The sequence below is a fragment of the Herbaspirillum sp. C7C2 genome, from assembly GCF_022627865.1.
GTDB classification, from domain to species: domain Bacteria; phylum Pseudomonadota; class Gammaproteobacteria; order Burkholderiales; family Burkholderiaceae_D; genus Herbaspirillum; species Herbaspirillum frisingense.
Genome location: NZ_JABXGI010000096.1, coordinates 1 through 239 on the forward strand (window position 1 = coordinate 1; position 239 = coordinate 239).

Annotated in this window: 1 protein-coding gene; it reads right to left on the reverse strand. The window is 61.1% G+C overall.

The features are described from left to right. Nucleotides 1-239: hypothetical protein (locus HWE04_RS24390; RefSeq protein WP_241813947.1), on the reverse strand; the 239-nt coding region annotated here is incomplete at both ends.

The window sequence follows — 239 nt, forward strand, 5'->3', positions numbered from 1 at the left end:
CAGTGGCTTCGCTCCAGCCTTCCCCCTGAAGTGTTCAACCTGCTTCATGATGACCCTGTCCACCGCCGACGGGGCGTTGGCAGCGACGAGCATGAAGAAAGAGTCAGCGCTGTGAACCTCGTACGTAAGGAGGTCCTGGTCGATCTTGTGGAAGCCCTTGTCATCGGCGATGAGGTAGCTCGCGTTGACAGATGTCGCCGCCGCGTGGATGTGCTGGTCGTGCTCGTCCGCTCCAGGGC